At 61.8% G+C, this 19,251-nt stretch carries 16 protein-coding genes; 5 read left to right on the top strand and 11 right to left on the bottom strand.

The window, feature by feature from the left end:
* Nucleotides 1-9: 9 nt before the first annotated feature.
* The 4 genes from ELH03_RS02055 (at nucleotide 10) to edd (ending at nucleotide 5,528) form a co-directional block, all read left to right on the top strand.
* Nucleotides 10-1,308, top strand: coding sequence for an NAD(P)/FAD-dependent oxidoreductase (locus ELH03_RS02055; RefSeq protein WP_128405317.1), 1,299 nt, complete (start codon nucleotides 10-12; stop codon nucleotides 1,306-1,308).
* Nucleotides 1,309-1,442: 134 nt separating this feature from the next.
* On the top strand, nucleotides 1,443-2,918 hold the full coding sequence (gene zwf, locus ELH03_RS02050) for a glucose-6-phosphate dehydrogenase (RefSeq protein WP_075224326.1): 1,476 nt from the start codon (nucleotides 1,443-1,445) through the stop codon (nucleotides 2,916-2,918).
* Between the two features lie 10 nt (nucleotides 2,919-2,928).
* The gene (pgl, locus tag ELH03_RS02045; RefSeq protein WP_018244846.1) at nucleotides 2,929-3,627 is read left to right on the top strand and encodes a 6-phosphogluconolactonase; all 699 of its coding nucleotides are present in this window, start codon (nucleotides 2,929-2,931) and stop codon (nucleotides 3,625-3,627) included.
* A 77-nt stretch (nucleotides 3,628-3,704) separates the two neighbouring features.
* Nucleotides 3,705-5,528: a phosphogluconate dehydratase gene (gene edd, locus ELH03_RS02040; RefSeq protein ID WP_128405316.1), complete on the top strand. Its 1,824-nt coding sequence runs from the start codon at nucleotides 3,705-3,707 to the stop codon at nucleotides 5,526-5,528.
* A gap of 90 nt (nucleotides 5,529-5,618) precedes the next feature.
* Here edd and ELH03_RS02035 read toward each other — a convergent pair whose 3' ends face one another.
* The 6 genes from ELH03_RS02035 to ELH03_RS02010 form a co-directional block, all read right to left on the bottom strand.
* Nucleotides 5,619-5,972: a hypothetical protein gene (locus ELH03_RS02035; protein ID WP_018445791.1), complete on the bottom strand. Its 354-nt coding sequence runs from the start codon at nucleotides 5,970-5,972 to the stop codon at nucleotides 5,619-5,621.
* Nucleotides 5,973-6,148: 176 nt separating this feature from the next.
* Complete coding sequence (locus ELH03_RS02030) at nucleotides 6,149-7,237, bottom strand: ABC transporter ATP-binding protein (RefSeq protein WP_130765926.1); 1,089 nt, start codon at nucleotides 7,235-7,237, stop codon at nucleotides 6,149-6,151.
* A gap of 145 nt (nucleotides 7,238-7,382) precedes the next feature.
* Nucleotides 7,383-9,035, bottom strand: a complete 1,653-nt coding sequence (gene bglA / locus ELH03_RS02025; RefSeq protein ID WP_130806645.1) for a beta-galactosidase BglA — start codon at nucleotides 9,033-9,035, stop codon at nucleotides 7,383-7,385.
* 34 nt (nucleotides 9,036-9,069) lie between these two features.
* Nucleotides 9,070-10,233, bottom strand: coding sequence for a carbohydrate ABC transporter permease (locus tag ELH03_RS02020; RefSeq protein ID WP_128401064.1), 1,164 nt, complete (start codon nucleotides 10,231-10,233; stop codon nucleotides 9,070-9,072).
* Nucleotide 10,234: 1 nt separating this feature from the next.
* On the bottom strand, nucleotides 10,235-11,248 hold the full coding sequence (locus tag ELH03_RS02015; RefSeq protein WP_128401065.1) for a carbohydrate ABC transporter permease: 1,014 nt from the start codon (nucleotides 11,246-11,248) through the stop codon (nucleotides 10,235-10,237).
* A gap of 187 nt (nucleotides 11,249-11,435) precedes the next feature.
* Nucleotides 11,436-12,797: an ABC transporter substrate-binding protein gene (locus ELH03_RS02010; protein WP_130765924.1), complete on the bottom strand. Its 1,362-nt coding sequence runs from the start codon at nucleotides 12,795-12,797 to the stop codon at nucleotides 11,436-11,438.
* A gap of 297 nt (nucleotides 12,798-13,094) precedes the next feature.
* Here ELH03_RS02010 and ELH03_RS02005 point away from each other — a divergent pair, with 297 nt between their 5' ends.
* Entirely contained in the window at nucleotides 13,095-14,120 is a 1,026-nt protein-coding gene (locus tag ELH03_RS02005) for a LacI family DNA-binding transcriptional regulator (protein ID WP_128401067.1), read from the top strand.
* On the opposite strand, the gene folD is transcribed toward ELH03_RS02005, so the two are convergent.
* The 5 genes from folD to ELH03_RS01980 form a co-directional block, all read right to left on the bottom strand.
* Nucleotides 14,121-15,020 carry a bifunctional methylenetetrahydrofolate dehydrogenase/methenyltetrahydrofolate cyclohydrolase FolD gene (gene folD, locus ELH03_RS02000; RefSeq protein ID WP_128401068.1) on the bottom strand — a complete coding sequence of 300 codons (900 nt, stop codon included), beginning with the start codon at nucleotides 15,018-15,020 and terminating at the stop codon, nucleotides 14,121-14,123.
* 120 nt (nucleotides 15,021-15,140) lie between these two features.
* Nucleotides 15,141-16,910 (bottom strand): GumC domain-containing protein, encoded by a 1,770-nt coding sequence (locus tag ELH03_RS01995; RefSeq protein WP_130765923.1) that lies wholly within the window; start codon nucleotides 16,908-16,910, stop codon nucleotides 15,141-15,143.
* A gap of 216 nt (nucleotides 16,911-17,126) precedes the next feature.
* Nucleotides 17,127-17,966 carry a WecB/TagA/CpsF family glycosyltransferase gene (locus tag ELH03_RS01990; RefSeq protein WP_128401070.1) on the bottom strand — a complete coding sequence of 280 codons (840 nt, stop codon included), beginning with the start codon at nucleotides 17,964-17,966 and terminating at the stop codon, nucleotides 17,127-17,129.
* Between the two features lie 290 nt (nucleotides 17,967-18,256).
* On the bottom strand, nucleotides 18,257-18,796 hold the full coding sequence (locus ELH03_RS01985; protein WP_105004980.1) for a hypothetical protein: 540 nt from the start codon (nucleotides 18,794-18,796) through the stop codon (nucleotides 18,257-18,259).
* Entirely contained in the window at nucleotides 18,796-19,161 is a 366-nt protein-coding gene (locus ELH03_RS01980; protein ID WP_003556590.1) for a hypothetical protein, read from the bottom strand. The genes ELH03_RS01985 and ELH03_RS01980 overlap by 1 nt, the downstream gene beginning before the upstream one ends.
* Between the last annotated feature and the right edge of the window lie 90 nt (nucleotides 19,162-19,251).

Raw genomic sequence — 19,251 nt, 5'->3', positions numbered from 1 at the left:
GGGACTATCATGGCATCGCAGGAGACATGGCAGAGCCCGATCGCGCCCGGGCTGTCCTGGTATCAGGCAACAGTCGGTGAGCGTCCGACCTATGCCGCTCTCGACGGCTCGAGAACATGCGACGTCGCCATCGTCGGCGGCGGTTATACCGGCCTGCAGGCCGCCTATAATCTTGCCAAATCAGGCGTTTCGGTGGTGCTGATCGAGGCCTTCCGCTTCGGCGACGGGGCGTCCGGGCGCAATGGCGGCCAACTCGGCACCGGCCAGCGATGGTGGCCGGAAGAACTCGAGGAGAAGATCGGCTACGAACGCTCGAAGGCGCTGTTCGATCTTGCCGAGGCGGCCAAGCGCCATCTCATCGATTTCGCCCGCGAGCATCAGATCGAGATCGACTATGTGCCCGGCCAGCTCAACGTCGCACACAAGGCGAGCTATAAACGCGCCTATTACGAAAACGCCGAGATCGCCGCCTTCCGCTACGACTATCCGCATCTGCGCTTCATGGACGAGAAGGAAACGCAGGAGAGGCTCGGCTCGAAGCGTTTCCATTGCGGCGTGCGCGATGTCGGCACCGGCCACATCCATCCGCTGAAGCTGCTGGTGGGGCTGGCGCGGGTCGCTGCCAATGCCGGTGCTGAAATCTTCGAGATGACCAAGGCAACGGCGATTCGCCAGGGCGGCGGCAAGGTGACGATCGAAACCGAAAGGGGGACGATCACCACTGAGCGCGCGCTGATCGCCTGCGACGGCTATATCGACGGCCTCGAACCGGTGACGGCAAGCCATGTCATGCCGATCCGATCCTTCATCGGCGCCACGGCGCCGCTCGACGGGCATCCCGATGTGCTGCCGGGGGGCGAGGCCGTGGCCGATTCGCGCTTCGTCGTGCGCTACTTCCGCAAATTCGGCGACGGACGCCTGCTGTTCGGCGGACGTGAGGCCTATACGTCGGACAATCCGCGGGACATTTCGCAGCACATCCGCCGGCAGATCGCCGAGATTTATCCTGATCTGAAGAATATCGACATCACCCATGCCTGGGGTGGCAGCGTCGGCATCACCCTGCCGCGCCAGCCATTCGTGCGCGAGGTCATGCCTGGCGTCATCTCGATCGGCGGTTATTCCGGCCATGGCGTCATGCTGTCAAACTACTGTGGCAAGCTCTATGCGGAAACGGTGCTTGGAAAATCCAGCGATCTCGACCTGTTCACATCGCTCGATATTCCCGCCTTTCCCGGCGGAGCCCGGATGCGCGCACCGTTGCTTTTCCTCGCCTTGTCGTGGTTTGCACTTCGCGACAAGTTTTAGTCCGATTGCGGATTTCCTCTTCCGGAAATTCGCTCTAAAACCGGTTCCTGAGAGATTCATTGCACTGCACACTGGCTTTTTTAAATCGATTAGATTAAAAGGGCCGCCAACCAGCCTGATTGAGAGACAAGCTCATGAGCAGCCAAATCATTCCCGTTGAGCCCTTTGATTATGTCGTCTTCGGCGGCAGCGGCGACCTTGCAGAACGCAAGCTTCTGCCCGCGCTGTATCATCGCCAGATCGAAGGCCAGTTTTCAGAACCGACCCGCGTAATCGGCGCCTCGCGCAGCCCGTTGACGCACGAGGAATACCGCAAATTCGCCAAGGACGCGCTGAACGAGCACCTGAAGAAGGGTGAATACGACGAGGCGGAGGTGGAGAAATTCTGTGCCCGCCTCTACTACGTCTCGGTCGACGCCCGCACGGATGCCGGCTGGGATCAGCTGAAGAAGCTGCTCGACGAAGGCAAGGATCGCGTGCGCGCCTTCTACCTCGCCGTCGCTCCGGGCATCTTCGGCGATATCTCGCAGAAGATCCATGACCACAAGCTGATCACCAAATCGACCCGCATCGTCGTCGAGAAGCCGATCGGTCGCGACCTCGCCTCGGCGCTGCAGCTCAACGACACGATCGGCCGCGCCTTCAAGGAAGAACAGATCTTCCGCATCGACCATTATCTCGGCAAGGAGACGGTGCAGAACCTGATGGCGCTGCGTTTTGCCAACGCGCTCTATGAGCCGCTGTGGAACGCGAACTACATCGACCACGTGCAGATCACCGTGGCTGAATCGGTCGGCCTCGAAGGCCGCGCCGGCTATTACGATACGGCTGGCGCACTGCGCGACATGGTGCAGAACCACATCCTGCAGTTGCTCTGCCTGACGGCGATGGAAGTACCCTCGTCGATGGATTCGGAAGCCGTTCGCGACGAGAAGCTGAAGGTGCTGCGCGCGCTGAAGCCGCTCAATGCCTCAAACGTCGAGCAGGCGACGGTCCGCGGCCAGTATCGCGCCGGCGCATCGGGCAGCGGCCCGGTCAAGGGCTACCTCGAAGAGCTCGAAGGCGGCGTGTCGAACACCGAGACTTTCGTTGCCATCAAGGCCGAGATCAACAACTGGCGCTGGGCGGGCGTTCCCTTCTACATCCGCACCGGCAAGCGGCTGACCGGGCGCATGTCCGAGATCGTCATCACCTTCAAGCCGATCCCGCACGCAATCTTCGACCAGGCGGCCGGACGCATCAATGCCAACCAGCTGATAATCCGCCTGCAGCCGGATGAGGGCGTCAAGCAGTCGCTGATGATCAAGGATCCGGGTCCGGGCGGCATGCGCCTGCGCAACGTGTCGCTCGACATGAGCTTCGCCCAGGCCTTCAACGTCCGCAATCCCGACGCCTACGAGCGCCTGCTGATGGACGTGATCCGCTCCAACCAGACATTGTTCATGCGCCGCGACGAAGTCGAAGCCGCATGGAGATGGGTCGATCCGATCCTCAAGGGTTGGGAAACGACCGGCCAGCAGGTGCAGGGCTATACGGCCGGCACCTGGGGCCCGAGCCAGGCAATTGCGCTGATCGAGCGCGATGGCCGCACGTGGCATGACGAGATCTAGGACGAAACCGATGGCATCGACCCTGCATTCCTTCGCCAGCGCCGCAGACCTCGCCGGCAGCCTCGCCGACAAGGTCGCGGATACGCTTTCGGCGGCGATCGCCGCCCGTGGAACGGCGTCCATCGCCGTTTCCGGCGGCTCCACGCCGAAGGCCTTCTTCCAGGTGCTTTCGACACGCGACATCGCCTGGGACAAGGTGACGATCACCCTTGTCGACGAACGCTTCGTGCCGGCCGACAATGCGCGCTCGAACCATTTGCTGGTCGACGCCAATCTGCTGCAGAACAAGGCAAAGGCGGCACACTTCCTGCCACTCTATCAGGATGTGGCTTCGGTGGAGGAGGCAGCCTCGCTCGCGACCGAGAAGACCAAGGCGATCAGCTCCCCCTTCGACACCGTCATCCTCGGCATGGGTGGCGACGGCCACACGGCTTCGTTCTTTCCCGGCGGCAGCAATCTTGCCAAAGCGCTCGATGCATCGACGCCGCGCGGCATCATCACCATGGAAGCGGAAGGAGCCGGCGAGCCGCGCCTGACCTTCACCTTCTCCAGTCTTGAGGATGCCGCACTCCTGGTTCTCCATATTGAGGGCGAAGGCAAAAAAGACGTTCTCGCCAAGGCGGAAGGCAGCGGTGACGAGGCAGAAATGCCGATCCGCGCCGTTCTGCGCCGGGCCACTTCCCCGGTCGAGATCTACTGGGCTCCCTGATCAGCCGTCATCCGGATTGAGATTCAGGCCAGAGCCGCCGAAACAGATAGAGACAACGAACAAGGCAGGGATTTTCCATGTCCGCTCACGCACGCATTTCTGCGATCACCGATCGCATCGTCGAACGCTCGAAGCCAAGCCGCGAACGCTATCTGGAACGCCTGCGCGCCGCCGCTTCCAAGGGTGTCGCGCGCTCGGTGCTCGGTTGCGCCAATCTTGCCCACGGCTTTGCGGTCTGTTCCCCCGCCGACAAGGATGCGCTCGCCGGCGACCGCATCCCCAATCTCGGCATCATAACCGCCTATAACGACATGCTCTCGGCCCACCAGCCGTTCGAGACCTATCCGGCAATCATCCGCGAGGCGGCGGCCCAAGCAGGCGGCGTGGCGCAGGTGGCAGGCGGCGTGCCGGCGATGTGCGACGGCGTCACCCAAGGACAGCCGGGCATGGAGCTCTCGCTCTTCTCGCGCGACCTGATCGCCATGTCGGCGGGCGTCGGCCTGTCGCACAACATGTTCGATGCCGCCCTCTTCCTCGGCGTCTGCGACAAGATCGTGCCCGGCCTCGTGATCGCAGCCCTGTCCTTCGGGCACCTGCCGTCGATCTTCGTTCCGGCCGGTCCGATGACCACAGGCCTGCCGAACGATGAAAAGTCGCGTGTGCGCCAGCTCTTCGCCGAGGGCAAGGTCGGACGCGCCGAACTGCTGGAGGCGGAATCGAAATCCTATCACGGCCCCGGCACCTGCACCTTCTACGGCACCGCCAATTCCAACCAGATGCTGATGGAGATCATGGGCTTCCACATGCCCGGCTCGTCCTTCATCAATCCCGGCACGCCGTTGCGCGAAGCGCTGACACGCGAAGCCGCCAAGCGGGCGCTGGCGATCACCGCGCTCGGCAACGAATTCACGCCGGCGGGCGAGATGATCGACGAGCGCTCGGTCGTCAACGGCGTCGTCGGTCTGCATGCGACCGGCGGCTCGACCAATCATACGCTGCACCTCGTCGCCATGGCGCGGGCAGCCGGCATCCAGCTTACCTGGCAGGACATTGCCGAGCTTTCGGAAATCGTCCCGCTGCTTGCCCGCGTCTATCCAAACGGGCTTGCCGACGTGAACCATTTCCAGGCGGCCGGCGGCATGGGTTTCCTCATCAAGGAACTTCTGAAGCACGGACTGGTGCATGACGACGTGCGCACGGTCTTCGGCCAGGGGCTCGCAGCCTATACGGTCGACGCCCGTCTCGGCGAAAACGGCGCCGTCCTGCGCGAGCCGTCGCCGGAAAAAAGCGTCGATCCCAAAGTGCTCTCCAGCATCGAGACGCCGTTCCAGGCGAATGGCGGGCTGAAGATGCTGCGCGGCAATCTCGGCAAGGCGGTCATCAAGATATCCGCCGTCAAGCCGGAGCGCCACATCATCGAGGCGCCAGCGATCATCTTCCACAGCCAGCAGGAGCTGCAGGACGCCTTCAAGGAAGGCAAGCTCAACCGCGATTTCATCGCCGTCGTGCGCTTCCAGGGCCCGAAGGCGAACGGCATGCCGGAACTGCACAAGCTGACGCCGCCGCTCGGCGTGCTGCAGGACCGCGGCTTCCGCGTGGCGCTGCTCACCGACGGGCGCATGTCCGGCGCATCCGGCAAGGTGCCGGCGGCGATCCACGTGACGCCGGAAGCCGTCGACGGTGGTCCGATCGCCCGCATCCGCGAGGGCGACATCATTCGGCTGGACGCGATCAAGGGCACGCTCGAGCTGCTGGTCGATGCGGCTGATTTGGCCGAGCGGGAGCCGGTGACCGTCGATCTCTCCGACAATGAATTCGGCATGGGCCGCGAACTCTTCGCGCCGTTCCGCCGCGCCGTCGGACCTTCGGACCAGGGCGCGAGCGTGCTCTTCCACCACTGAGCGCGGTGGTGTCTGGCAAACAAAAACCCGCGGGGAGCCTGAAGCCTCCGCGGGTTTTTGATTTCAATCCGTCCTGGCGGACGCGCGACTTTAGGCTCGAATATCGAGAACGTAGTCGCGGTGCGCCGGATGGGTGCTGTAGACGAAGATCTTGTTCAGCTCCTTCTGCGTCAGCAGGCGCAGGAAGCGGACGTCGATCGTATTGTTGGCGTTGACCTTCATCAGCAGGCAGCCGACCTTGGTAATGCGAGCATCCGGAATATCCAGATAGAACTGCTTCGGCAGGCTGAACTGGGTCAGGATCGCGAGCGTCGCGCTGCTCATCGAAATCCGGACAATGTCGCAGCGGCGCGAAGCCGCGTGCATGACGCCCTTTTCCGTATATTCGATGCGCGCGGCGTTCATGGTGTCCTCCATCTTGAACCGCGCCTCGCGGTCATACATGAAGGATTCTTCCTTGCTCAGGAAATGAGATTTTGGCTGTGACGGATTGGAAGCGGCCACCTGCTTATCCCCCTCATAAATTGACGAGGAAAAGGTAGCAGCCGATCTTTAACAGAAAGTAAGAATTCGGCCCGTCCCGTACAATTCTTGGGACCATCACCCCAAAAATGGCCGCCTCATTTCCGGTAGGTATGGCCGGTTGCGTCAAAGAGATGCAACTTCTGCCTGTCAGCGGCAAACCGCATCCTCTGTCCCTTCTTCACATCATAGATGCCGGGCAGCTTGACGACGATCGGCTCGCCCGGCACCAGGCCCTCGATATAAAGCAACGTCACTTCGCCGAGCGCTTCGACGATCGACACTTCACCTTCGAAAAGGTAGTCGGCGCCATCGGCAACCCGGAGATCCTCCGGACGAACGCCGAAGCTTGCCTGCTTGTCCGTTTCCGACGCGTCGGTCGCCACATCGAGGGTCACCGACATGCCGCCGGTCAGCGTCACCGTCGTCTGGGCTCCGGTTCCGGCGACCGTCGCCGGAATGATGTTCATCGCCGGAGAGCCGATGAATTTCGCGACGAAGAGGTTTGCCGGGCGCTCGTAGAGGTCCAGCGGCGCGCCGACCTGCTCGATATTGCCGGCGGAGAGAACGACGATACGGTCAGCAAGCGTCATCGCCTCGACCTGGTCGTGGGTGACGTAGATCATCGTCGTATCGGCCATCTGTTCGTTCAGGCGGGCGATCTCGATGCGGGTCGCGACGCGCAGTGCGGCATCGAGGTTGGACAGCGGCTCGTCGAACAGAAAGACCTTCGGATCGCGGCAGATGGCGCGGCCGATCGCCACGCGCTGGCGCTGGCCGCCGGAAAGCGCCTTCGGCAGGCGATCGAGATATTTGGTCAGCTGCAGGCTCTCGGCCGCCGCCCGGACGCGGCGGTCGATCTCCTGCCGGCTTTCGCCGGCGATCTTCATGCCGAAAGCCATGTTGTCGAACACGGTCATATGCGGATAGAGCGCATAGGACTGGAAGACCATGGCGATGCCGCGCTTGGAGGGCGGCACGTCATTGACGAGATGGCCGTCGATATACATCTCACCGCCGGTGATGGCCTCGAGACCGGCGATCATGCGCAGAAGCGTGGACTTGCCACAGCCGGACGGACCGACGAAGACGATGAATTCGCCCTGCTTGATATCGAGGTCGATACCATGGAGAACGTCCACGGAACCGTAGGATTTGCGGATATCCTTCAGCGTCAGTCCAGTCATTTCTCTCTCCCCTGTTCCTTTGGCCTGTGTTCCTAGAGCATGATGCCGAAAAGTGTGCGCGGTTTTCGGACGACATCATGCTCTATTTCTTTGATTTAGATCAGGATTCAGATTTTAGGCCGATCGGGCCTAAAATCATCCTGATCTAGGCAAGACGGGCGAAATACGCCCCCCAGGCCGGAATATCGATCTTGTCGCCATAGTTGTTGCTGGTAAAGCCATGGCCCGTCAATGCCTGCCATTCTCCCGCAGGCAGAATGACGGCGGCCTCGGACGGGCTCATGTTGAAGATGCAGAGCAGCTTCTCGTTGCCGTATTCACGGGTGAAGACCAGGCTATCGCCCTGTTGTTCCTCGAATTCGATCTCGCCCTTGGCAAAAGCCGGGTGCAGCTTGCGGAAGGCGATGAAGCGGCGATAGTGCTCCAGCACGGAAGCCTCGTCGCCCAGCTGGACGCTGACGGCACGCAGGATATGCTCGACCGGCACCGGCAACCAGGGCTTGACCGTCGAGAAGCCGCCCTGGGCGACCTGGCTGTCCCAGACCATCGGCGTGCGGGAGCCGTCACGGCCCTTGAATTCCGGCCAGAACTGGATGCCATAAGGGTCCTGCAGATCCTGATAGGCGAGATCGGCCTCGGTCAGCGCCAGTTCCTCGCCCTGATAGAGGCAGACGGAGCCACGCATGGTCATCAGCAACGAGGCATAAAGCTTGGCAAAGGCGTCGTGATCGGCGACCAGCCCGCCCCAGCGGCTGACATGGCGCATGACGTCGTGATTGGAGAAGGCCCAGCAGGCCCAGCCATCGGGTGCGGCGGCTTCGAAATCCTGCATCACCTCCTCGACGCGCTCCGGCGTCAGCGGATCGGGCGCCAGGAATTCGAAGGCATAGCACATATGCATCTTGTCATTGCCGGAGGTGTATTCGCCGACGATTTCAAGGCCGCGCTGGCTATCGCCGACTTCGCCGACGGCGGCGATAGCCGGGAATTCCTCGAGAACGGCGCGGAAGCGCTTCAGGAAGGCAAGATTCTCCGGGCGGTTCTTGTCATAGATATGCTCCTGGAAATTATAGGGATTGACCGCCGGCGCCGTCGAGGCGTTGCGGCGCTCGGGGGCAAGTGCGGGATTGTCGCGCAGCTGCGTGTCATGGAAATAGAAATTGATGGTATCGAGGCGGAAGCCGTCGACGCCGCGATTGAGCCAGAAGCGCACGACATCGAGCAGACGGTCCTGCACCTCAGGGTTATGCAGGTTCATGTCCGGCTGCGAGGTCAGGAAATTGTGCAGGTAATATTGCATGCGCGTCGGATCCCACGCCCATGCCGAGCCGCCGAAAATCGACAGCCAGTTGTTCGGCGGCGAACCATCCGGCTTGGCGTCGGCCCAGACATACCAGTCGGCCTTGGCGTTGGTCTTGCTCGAGCGGCTCTGCACGAACCAGGGATGCTGATCCGAGCTGTGGGAGATGACGAGGTCGATCATCACCCGGATGCCGAGGCGATGAGCCTCGGCGATCATCGTGTCGAAATCCACCAGCGTGCCGAAGATCGAATCGACATTCTCGTAGTCGGAAACGTCATAACCGAAATCGCGCATCGGCGAGGTGAAGAAGGGCGAGATCCAGATTGCATCGACGCCGAGGTTTGCCACATGCGGCAGGCGGGCGGTGATGCCCTTCAGGTCGCCGATGCCGTCACCGTTCGAATCCTGGTAGGAGCGCGGGTAGATCTGATAGATCACCGCACCGCGCCACCAGTCCTTGTCGGGGGTCGAGATCGATTGAGAAGCCACGTTCATGGAATATCCTGTTTGAAGTCACGGTCGGGAATAGTCAGCCTCCCTTGACCGAACCCGCCAGCAGACCGCGCACCAAGTAACGCTGCAGCCCGAAGAAGACGAGCAACGGCACGATGATGGTGACGAAGGCCGACGCCGTCAAAATCTCCCAATTGCCGCCACGCGAGCCGAGCAGTGCGTTCAGGCTGCCGGTCAGCACGAGGTGGTCCTTGTCGGTGCCGAGGAAGACCATGGCGACGAGCAGGTCGTTCCACACCCACAGGAACTGGAAGATGGCGAAGGAGGCGAGTGCCGGGAAGGACAGAGGCAAAACGATGCGGACGAAGATCTCGAAATCGCTCGCGCCGTCGACGCGGGCAGATTCGATGATCTCCTTCGGCAGGCCGGCAATATAGGCCCGCAAGAGATAGATGGCGAGCGGCATGCCGAAGGCGGTGTGGGCCAGCCAGATGCCGGGATAGGTCTTCGACGGCTGGCCGAGCAGGTTGCCGATCTCGTTATAGAGGCGCAGCAGCGGAATCAGCGACATCTGCAGCGGCACGACGATCAGGCCGACGACGAGCGCAATCAGCAGCCCGCGGCCGGGAAACTCCATCCAGCTCAGGGCATAGGCGGCGAAAGCGGCAATCAGGATCGGGATGATCGTCGCCGGGATCGTCACGGTCAGCGAGTTGATGAAAGATTGGCCGATGCCCTCGCCGGTCAGAACCGTGTTGTAGTTCTGCATCGTGAATTCCGGCGGCGCCGAGACGGATGCATAGATGCGCTTCGGGCGTTCGTCGGGCGAGAAGGCGGCGTTCTTCACATAGCGATAACTGCCGTCGCTGTTGATCTGCAGGGTTTCACCGTCGCCGAGATCGGCGGTCTCACCCGCCTTGAAGGCGCCCGGCTGCTGTATGCGGTTGCCGAAGGCCTTCACCGCGCGGCCGGTCTGTCCTTCCAGCACATTGCCCGAGATGACGTAGGTCGCTCCCTCCTGCTTCTGCTGGTCGGGTGTACCGAGGCGGACCGCGGCCGTCTGGGTCGAGCCGACGAAGGCCGTCCACCAGCCGGAGACGACGATCTGGTCCTTGTCGCGCAGCGCGCTGACGAAGATGCCGAGCGTCGGGATCAGCCAGACGATGACGATCAGCAGAACGGCGAGGTGAACGAAGAGACGGGCGGGGCCGATCTTGAAGTAGCTTCCGATAGCGGTCATCTCAGTGCCCCTTCAATTCGCGATTGGCGCGGCGCACGTTCCAGACCATGATCGGCGTGACGGCGAGCATGATGATGATGGCGATGACGGCGCTTCGGCCGGAATCGCCGCCGCCGCGGAACATCCAGTCGAACATCAGGTTCGCCAGCACCATCGTCTGCCACTGGCCGTTGGTCATGGTCAGCACGATGTCGAAGACCTTGAGAACGAGGATGGTGATCGTCGTCCAGACGACGGCGATGGAACCCCAGACCTGCGGCACCATGATGCGCCAGAAGATCTGCCAGCCATTGGCACCGTCGATGACAGCGGCTTCGATCGTCTCTTCCGGAATGCCGCGAAGGGCGGCTGACAGGATGACCATGGCAAAACCGGTCTGGATCCAGATCAGGATGACCATCAGGAAGAAGTTGTTCCAGAAGGGAATGGAGATCCACACTTCGGGCGTGCCGCCGAAAGTCTGGACGATGGCGTTCAGCAGGCCAATCTGGACGTCGTTGCCGCCGCGATATTCATAGATGAATTTCCAGATGACCGAGGCGCCGACAAAGGAGATCGCCATCGGCATGAAGACGATGCTCTTGGCGATATTGCCCCACCAGATGCGATCGGTCATCACGGCGATGACGAGGCCGAAGAAGGTGCAGGCGGCCGGCACGACGGCCAGCCAGAGGATGTTGTTGAAGATCGACTGGCGGAATTCGCGGTCGCCGATCGCCCATTTGTAATTGGCGAGGCCGACGAACTGCAGACCGGTGCGGTCGTAGAAAGAGAGGATGAAGGTCGCAACAACCGGATAGACGAGATAGACGATGAGCAGGAAGAGCGCCGGGCCGATGAACAGCCATGGTCGGACGAGTGCACGGCGGTTGAGATTGCGCGATGCGGCGCGGATGTCGCCATCCTTCACCGGCAGAGCGAGATCCAGGATCTTGTTCGAAAAATAGAAATAGGCCGAGCACGCGAAAACGGCGACGACCACGACGCCCAAAGCGGACACTATCTGCGACAGCATTTCGTCCCTCCCCTGCTTCCCCTGATCTTATTCCGACCGGTTGTTATTCTGACGGATCAGCGCCGGTCATCGTCAATCTTTTTGTATTGCCCAATCACAATATATCCTGCGATGGCCGGGCTCTTTGCGAGCCCGGCCAGTCATGCAAGCCATGCCGCCGGCAAGCCGGCGGCATAATTTTAAAAGATTACTTGATGCCGTCCCAGGCGCTCTGGATTTCGCCAGCAGACTCTTCGGCTGACTTGCCGCCGACAAAATCGACCATGCCCGTCCAGAAGGCGCCGGCGCCGATCTTGCCCGGCATCAGGTCGGAACCGTCGAAGCGGAAGGTGGTGGCGGAGGTCAGGATCTCGCCTTCCTTCTTCATCTGCGGGTTGGCATAGGCCTCGGTGCTGACGCCCTTATATGGCGTCAGGAAGCTCGACTGCGCCATCCAGACCTCATGGGCGATCGGGGTCTTCAGGAAGTCGATGAAGGCGCGGGCCGTCTTCGAGTCCTTGGCGATCGAGACGAGCGTGCCGGCGCCGAGAACCGGCTTGCCGAGTTCGGGATGCGACGCAAAGGTTGGCATGTAGAAGAAGTCGGCATCCTGGCCGAGCTTCGTGCCCTCAGGGAAGAAGGACGGGATGAACGAGGCCTGATGGTGCATGTAGCACTTCGGCGGAACCGCGAAGAGGCCCTTCGGGCTGTCGCGGAAATCGGTCGAGGCCACGGCCGCAACGCCGCCATCCACGTATTTCGCGTTCTTGGCGAACTTGCCGAATTCGTCGATCGCGGCAACGACGGCCGGATCGGTGAATTTCAGCTCGTTGGTCGTCCACTTGTCATAGGCTTCCGGCGGCTGCATGCGCAGCATGAGATCCTCGACCCAGTCGGTCGCCGGCCAGCCGGTGGCGCCGCCGGAACCGAGACCGATGCACCAGGGAACGCCGCCATCCTTGACGATCTGATCCGTCAGGGCATGCAGTTCTTCCATGGTCGTCGGGATCTTGTAGCCGGCTTCCTCGAAGTTCTCCGGAACATACCAGACCAGCGATTTTACGTCGGCCTTATACGGGAAGGCGTAGAAGGCTTCCTTGCCGTCCATGCCCTTGTAGGTGCCGTAACCGACCCAGCTGTCGCCGGCGCCGTAATTGTCCTTGATCCACTTGGAGTTGTCATCGCCGAGCGGCGTCAGGAAGCCTTTGCTGGCGAGATCGGCCAGGAGGCCCGGCTGCGGCAGAACGGCGATGTTCGGCGGCGAGCCTGCCTGCGTATCGATGACGATCTGCTGTTCGTAGTTTTCGGAAGAAGAGTATTTGACATCGATGCCGGTGGCTTCGGTGAAGTAGGCAAGAACGCTCTGGAAGAACGCCTCGTCCTCGCCGCGCCACGGCCCGAAGATCGTCAGCGGCTGGCCCTTCAGATCGGCATGAGCAGCCTTGAACTCGTCATAGCTCTTCCAGTTGAACTTGGCATCCTGTCCCGGGGCAAATTTCAGATCGGCTGCAGACGCAGTACCGGCAAAAAGCGCTGCCACGGCAACGCCCATCAAAAATGACTTTTTCATGTGATCAACCTCCCATCACAATCCCAACCGCGCCGAATTCCCTCCAAAAGAAATTTCAAAGCGCTTTGACACCAAACTCATTTCACTTTCGGTGGAATGGAGTCAAGTCAATTCGCGAAAACCCGCTGTGGACATGCTAGATATCGCAGCGCAGCAACGTCTATCGGGAAATATGGAGCGATTTTTCTTGAGTCAAGCGCGCCAGATGATACATAATTGAAAGCGCTTTGGATGCCACTGGGAGGCGGCGGGCCTTTTCAGGATGGCTGACGGGCGGGCCGGGAGGAAGCATAGCAGGTGAATCTCAAACAGCTATCGGAATTGCTGGGGCTGTCGCAGACGACGGTGAGCCGAGCGCTGAACGGCTATCCCGAGGTCAACGAGGCGACCCGGGAGCGTGTGCTCCAGGCTGTCAAGGAAACCGGGTACCGCCCCAACAAGGCGGCGCAGCGGCTTGCGACCGGCAAGGCAGGCTCGATCGGCCTCGTCATGCCGACGGCGCCCGGCCACCAGTCCGACGTGCATTTCGGTGAATTTCTGGCCGGGCTCGGCGAAGAGGCCGTACGCCACGATTTCCACTTCGTGATCATGCCGGCCGACCCGGATGACGAGGTAGCGGCGCTGCGCCGTCTTGCGATCAGCGGCAATGTCGATGCCCTGTTCGTCGCCTATATGCGCGGCCACGATCCGCGGCTTGCCATGCTGAAATCACTGTCGATGCCCTATGTCGTGCACGGCCGCTCCTTCGGTTCGGAGCCGGACTATCCCTATCTCGACATCGACAATGAAGGCGCCTTCTACGATGCGACGCGGCTCTTGCTGCAGCTCGGCCATACGCGCTTTGCGCTGATGAACGGACCGATGCATCTCGATTTCGCCATACGCAGGAAGAACGGCGTCATATCAGCCCTTGCCGAGCGCGGGCTGGCACTCGATGAGGGTTGCATGAGCCACGCGCTGATGACGGACGAACAAGGCCTGCTGGCAATGGAACAATTCCTGCGGTTGCCAGAGCGGCCAACGGCGATCCTCTGCTCCAGCACGGTGCTGGCGCTTGGCGCGATCCGCGCGGTCAACCAGGCCGGATTGCGGCTCGGCGAGGATATCTCGCTGATCGCCCATGACGACGTGCTGCCGCTGCTCAAACCGGAAAGCTTTTCCGTGCCGCTGACGACGACACGCTCTTCATTGCGGGCGGCGGGTGTTCGCATCGCGCAGCGGCTGATCGGCACGGTAAAACAGGCCGGTCCCTTCCCCGACCAGGAGCTCTGGAAGACCGAGCTGATCGTCAGGGCCTCGACCGGTCCTGTTCCCCAGGCCTAATCAAAACTGCGGCGGTGTCTGCCCTGCCGCGCGATGGGCGGCGATGACGGTGTTCGCCATCAGCATGGCGATGGTCATCGGTCCGACGCCGCCGGGAACCGGGGTTATGGTGCTGGCGACCGCTGAGACTTCCTCGAAGGCGACGTCGCCGACGAGCCGGGTCTTGCCCTCGCCTCTTTCGGGGGCTGGCACCCGATTGATGCCGACGTCGATGACCGTCGCACCGGGCTTCACCCAATCGGCCCTGACCATCTCCGGCCGGCCGACGGCGGCCACCAGGATATCGGCGTTGCGGCAGACCTCGGCGAGATTCTTGGTCCTGGAATGAGCGATCGTCACGGTCGCATTGGCGTTGAGCAGCAATTGCGCCATCGGCTTGCCGAACAGGTTCGAGCGGCCGATGACGACGGCATTAAGGCCGGAGAGATCCTCGCCATGGGTGCGGCGGACGAAAACCATGGCGCCGGCCGGCGTGCAGGAGACCAGTCCCGTCTTCAGGTCGCCGGTGGCGAGCTTGCCGGCATTGACGACGCTCAGGCCATCGACATCCTTTTCCGGCAGGATCGACTGGATAATCGCCTCGCTGTCGAGCGGCTTCGGCAGGGGCAGTTGCACCAGGATGCCGTGGATCGACGGATCGGCGTTGAGGGTGGCGACGAGGGCTGCCAGCTCCTCCTGCTTCGTCTCGGCCGGCAGCGTGTGCTGGACGGATTTGAAGCCGCATTCCTTGGCCATGCGGCTCTTGGAACCGACATAGGCGTGGCTTGCCGGATCGTCACCGACGATGACGACCGCAAGGCCGGTGGTGACGCCGCTGCTCTTTTCCAGCGCTGCCGTCGCACTCTTGACCGTCTGAATGACCGATGCTGCTACGTTCTTGCCGTCGATTACTGTCGTCACGCGTCTCTCCGCCCTGTTTCGCGCCAATCTATGGATAGTTGACGAGCGTCAAATGCCCGCTAACGCCCTATCCTGTCGGAAAGCGGCAACGCAATATCAAAAATGCAAGGAAATGTTCCTTTAACGCAGCGGCTGCCGCGCTTCGAGCGCATGAACACGAAGCCGGTCGCGCAGGTCGGAGATTTCGGAGCGCAGCACCTCCATCTCGTCGACCGGGGCGGGGTCCTGCGCGAACGTCGGCGGCAGTGGGGTCTGCGGCGGGGATACCGGCATTTTCTCACCTGCGGGATCGGCGACGGGCCTACGCAGGCGCAACAGGAAAGCCGCGGCAAGACCGAACGCAAGGCCCGCGGCTGCGCCCATCAGCGAGCGGCCGATGCGGCCATCCGTTGCCGATACCGCCGTCGCCAGTGCCGGCTTCAAGAGAACGACACGACCGTCGGCGGCCGCTCCCACCGCTGCGGACGTCGCCTCTTCGAGGCGCGAGCGCGCGGCATTGGCCTTTTCGCGCAGCTCGGTCAGACGTGACAAATCGACGCCGGTGTCCCGGCTCTGGGCGATCAGCGTATTGCGGCGGTCATTGAGGCCCTTGCGCGCATCGACGGCGGCCTTGGCGGCGAGGTTGGCGGTCTGGGCAAGACGGGCAAGCTCCTTGCCCATATTCTCCTTCAGACCATCAGTTTCGGCCTGCTGCTGCAAGAGGCGCGGATGGCGCGGGCCAAGCTCGGCGGAAAGCTGCGCAAGCGTCGTTTTGGCGACGGCATATTTGTCGCGCCAGTCCTGCAGCGCCGGCGAGAGCATATCGGAGGGCAACGAACCGTCGAGCACCTCGGCAAGTTTTGCGGCCTTCAGCCGGTCGGTCTGCGCCTTGGCGGTAAGAATATTTTGGTCGGCCGCTTTCAGATCGGCATCGAGCTGGTCGATCTGGCGGCGAAGATCGATCGCCACCTTGACGTTGCCCTCGCCGCTCTTTGCCGTGAAGGCGGCAAGCTCCGCCTTCGCCTCGTCATAGGTTTTGCGCAAGGCGGCATCGGTTTCGGCGTTGCCGCCCGGTCCGTCTGCTGCGGAAACCGCTTCGGCAAGCCTGGCGGCGATGCGCATGGATTTGCCGCTATCGCCGGTCGTCACCCTGACGAGGATCGTGCCTGTAGCGGCATCGGGCAGTATCTCGACCGCATGCTTCAGCGTCGCCTCGGCGCGAGAGGCTGGATCGGCAGCAGCACCGGTTGCCGAGAGAAGATCGAGCGCGACGCCGAGCGCATTGGCGCTGGCGCCGGCAAATTCGGGATCATGATCGAGTTTCAGGGCGGCGACCGTCGAAGTAACCGCACGCGCCGACAGCAGCCCTTTCGCAGCAGCCTGGGTGAAGGCAGCGCGGCTTGCGGCATCCGCCTTCACGGAAAGCGTCGTTTCGGCGCGATAGAGGGCCGGCGAAGCCGGCATCAGCGCCGGCAGGCCCCCACCGACGATCGTCGCGGCCGCGACCATCGTCGCAAGACCAATGCCGCCGACACGGCGGCGCGGCACCGGCCGGGGCTCGGCGGGTTCTTCACGGAATGCGGCCAGCGGTTCGGGTGAGATCATCGGCTGGTCGGCCGGAACGCTCAGCTCTTCATCGCCCACCGGTTCCTGAAGAAGCGGATGACCGACGTCGTTGGCGGCCCGGAGGCGGTTGCCGAGGATGGTTTCGATGCGGTCGACCAGCGGTGCGGTGCGCGCTGCTCTTGCGCGCTGCTCCTCCAGCACGCGGCCGATGGCGCGCAGCAATTCGGCCTCGGGCGGCGCGATATCCGGCCGGCTCGACCGGGGCGCCTCGTAGGAATCCTCATGGGGGCGCGGCCCTGCGGCTGCGCGATCCTGGAAGCTGTTTCTGGCCCTGATATCGTACATTTGCGCCACATCTCATGCACATGATGGCCGAGTTCGCTCATCCGCACGGACGCAGATGATTAAGCCACTCTAAATATTCATGGCAAAGAAATGGTTAACCGCTGCGGGTAAGAACTAAGCATAATTCCTCAAATCGGAACGATTTGAGGAATTATGCGGTAATTTAAAGTGCTGCAGCGCTCTTTGCGCGTCTGAAAAGACGCGCGGCGCTGTGGGTCAGCTCGCCTTCCGGCGATCCGACTGCGGCTGCAGCGCGCTACCGCGCTCTTCCGGATGGCTGAGGATCCTTTCGCGCCGGCGGAAGCGGTAGCGCAGGACATGGAAGAGGAAGACCGGGATGCCGATGACGTAACGGCGCCAGAGGCGCGCCGGCTCCTGCAGCAGGCGATAGGCCCATTCCAGGCGCATCATTCGCACCGTCCTCGGCGCGCGTGGGACGGCGCCAGAGACGAAGTCGAAGAGAGCGCCCACAGTCAGCACCAGACGCGCATGATCGGCGCGAATATGATCGTGAACCCACTTCTCCTGCAGCGGCGTCCCCATGCCGACGATCAGGATATCGACCTTCTGGCGCTCGAGCTCCTGGATGACATCAGTGGGATCGACCTTGTCGAAATAACCGTCGGAAACGACGACGAATTCGTGCCAGGGCGTGTGCCTGCGGAAATTTTCCGCCGCCGCCTCGACGACCGAACGCTTGCCGCCGATGAGGCCGATGCGGCGCGGGGCCTCCATGAAAGTCAGGAAGGCCGGCACGAAATCGGTGCCGTTCAGATTGGCCGGAAACGGCGAACCATGGGCGATCTGCGATGCGATGTTGAGGCCGATGCCATCCGGCAGCACCAGATTGTGCGACATGATCCGGTAATATTCGTCGTCGCGCAGCGTGGTCAGCATGTTATGGGCGTTGACGAAACAAACCACGGTCTGGCCGACGGGAATGGAGGCCAGCTCGTTGATGAAAACGAGGGCGTCGTCCCAGCCGAGATCGCAGACCGGCAGATCGAAGATCGTCCGCCGCGATGCGAGCACCGCGAAGTTTGCAATCAGATTCATTCCTACCTCCTGCCGAGGGTGCTGCATGCGCCCGACATCCCGGAAAACAAGCCCATATTTCCGCACCGGAGGTCTCGAAAGGACCGGTCGCGTCCCGCCGGGACGCGTCGCTCCGATCCCGGATAAGCGGCGCATGCCAAGCTGTGGCACCTGATATAACAGGACGGTTTCAAACAACCCTTAGGAAAATTCCTTGAATTTCCATGCTCGCATAAGTGGTTTATTAACCACGCGCGCCAACGACAAACGGCGCCCTCAGGCGCCGTTTGTCGTCAATGATACGATGGTCCTTAGTGGGCCGCTGGTGCCGGGGCTTCACCGGCCGGTACGGTTTCGACGATCTTGACGGGTGTGCCCACCTTCTTCGGCTGACCGGCGGAGCTTTCCTTGACCTCTTCCTTGGAGAGATAGTCGAGCTGCTCCAGCATCACGTCGGCGACGTATTCGCCACCCAAACGCTCGTTCATGCCCTTCTTGATTTCCTCGCGGAAGGCCTTCGGATCGAAGGATTTGATGTGGGCGATATCGACCATCTTGTTGCCGACGAGCAGGCTGAAAAGCTCGTCCGTCGTCATCTCGCTCAGCGGCAATGTCACGCCTTTCAGCATGTCCTTGTTCATCATGAACGATACGCGGCCGAGGAAGTAACCGGTGATCGCACCGTTACCGATGATCGGTACCGTGATCGTTTCGCCCTTCACCAGTTCGAGCGCGCTCTGCTTGGAATCCGTTGCCGCCGGTGCCGGCGCTGTCGCCAGGTACACCGAGAAATAGACCGATGCCAAGGTGATGGCGCAAACCCAGACACCGGTGAGGACGAGCTTGATCATCAGTTTCCACGCGCGGCGAATTGTTCCTGGGAATAGGTGCCGTCGGCATCGGCGTCCTGAACTGCGTTCTTCAGGAGGTCGGCCACGGCGCGAACCGCTTCGAGATGCGCCTCGACGCGACGGGCATTGAGAACCAGTTTCTTCTTCAGTCCGTGCAGCTGATCGAGATGGGCAGCGGCAAGCTCGGCCGGATCGGTGTCGCGGAAAAGCATCGACAGCTCGTAGAGGCAGCGGCTCTTATGCGCATTGGAGACCTTGAGATCGAACTGCGGATCGTTGCCGATCCGGGTGTTTTCATTGTCGATGATCATTTCGAGGCGTCCGAGAACGGATTTGATCCTGTATTCGTTCGAAACTATTTCCATTGTACCCCCGGTTATGCGTCGCTGAGAGCATGATGCCGAAAAGTGTGCGCGGTTTTCGGACGACATCACGCTCTAACTCTTTAATTGAGA

Source organism: Rhizobium beringeri (assembly GCF_004306515.1).
GTDB classification, from domain to species: domain Bacteria; phylum Pseudomonadota; class Alphaproteobacteria; order Rhizobiales; family Rhizobiaceae; genus Rhizobium; species Rhizobium beringeri.
This window is presented reverse-complemented; position numbering and strand designations above follow the sequence as displayed.